This is a genomic window from Falsiroseomonas algicola, from assembly GCF_011040385.1.
Lineage (GTDB): Bacteria > Pseudomonadota > Alphaproteobacteria > Acetobacterales > Acetobacteraceae > Falsiroseomonas > Falsiroseomonas algicola.
On record NZ_JAAIKB010000079.1, the window covers coordinates 1 to 279 of the forward strand.

General features: G+C 69.9%; 1 protein-coding gene. It reads right to left on the reverse strand.

Features of this window, described 5'->3' with window-relative positions:
- The coding region (locus tag G3576_RS31095) for an inositol monophosphatase family protein (RefSeq protein ID WP_328730217.1) at positions 1 to 270 on the reverse strand (270 nt) is incomplete at its 3' end.
- Between the last annotated feature and the right edge of the window lie 9 nt (positions 271 to 279).

The following is a 279-nucleotide window of genomic DNA, read 5'->3' on the forward strand; positions in this document are numbered from 1 at the left end:
CGTTGCCCCCGCTTCCGCCGCGATCAGCGCGGCGGCGGCGACGTCCCATTCATAGCCCCAGCGCAGTGTCGCCACGAGATCGGCCTCATCCGCTGCCACCATCGCGATGCGCAACGCGATCGAATTGGGCTTCGCCACCGCGACCAGATCGCGGTCGGCCTTGGGCAGGCCATCGCTTGGCACGCGCGATCCGCTGAACACGCGCCGGTCGCCGACATGGATCGCAGCGCCATTGCGCGTCGCCCCGTGCCCCAAGACCGCCTGCCACACGTCATTGCG